The organism is Pseudomonas brassicacearum, assembly GCF_003732265.1.
GTDB classification, from domain to species: domain Bacteria; phylum Pseudomonadota; class Gammaproteobacteria; order Pseudomonadales; family Pseudomonadaceae; genus Aquipseudomonas; species Aquipseudomonas brassicacearum_D.
In genome coordinates, this window is record NZ_MOBK01000398.1 from 1 (window position 1) to 523 (window position 523).

General features: G+C 60.2%; 1 protein-coding gene and 1 pseudogene. Both read right to left on the minus strand.

The genetic code is table 11. The features are described 5' to 3' along the window. Positions 1–125 (minus strand): annotated as a pseudogene (locus tag BK660_RS31910) (phosphonate ABC transporter); the annotation flags it as partial. After that, positions 122–523, minus strand: a 402-nt coding sequence (locus BK660_RS31915; protein WP_148057547.1) for a PhnD/SsuA/transferrin family substrate-binding protein, incomplete at its 5' end; no start/stop codon positions are given. The pseudogene BK660_RS31910 and the gene BK660_RS31915, both read right to left, overlap by 4 nt.

The window sequence follows — 523 nt, forward strand, 5'->3', positions numbered from 1 at the left end:
TTACCGGCACCGGACGGGCCAATGATGGCGACCTGTTCACCAACGCCAATCTGCAAGTCGACACCGCGCAGGGCATCGACTCCATTGGCGTGGCGCAGGCTGCCCTGTGTGAGGCGTAAGGTCATTTCAGCAGTTCGGCGGCGCGGGCGGCTTCCTCGATGCCCTTGTAATTCTCGGGCTTGGTGTCGATGAAGCGGCTGGCAGCTTGCAGATCAAGAATCTTCTTCTGCTCAGGGTTGGCCGGGTCCAGATCAAGGAAGGCTTTTTTGATCTTCGCCGCGAGTGCCGGGTCGAGGGTACCGCGCACGGTACAGTTGTAATCGAAGTAGGTCGGGGTGGTGGCGAAGACTTTGACCTTGTTGGTGTCGACCTTGCCGGCGTCGACCAGTTTCTGCCAGACGCTGGCGTTCAGCACACCGGCATCCACTTTGCCGGCCTGCACCCAGGCCACGGTGGCGTCGTGCGCGCCGGAGTAAGCGACGCGGCTGAAATACGCTTCAGGTTTGATGTTGTCGTTTTTCAG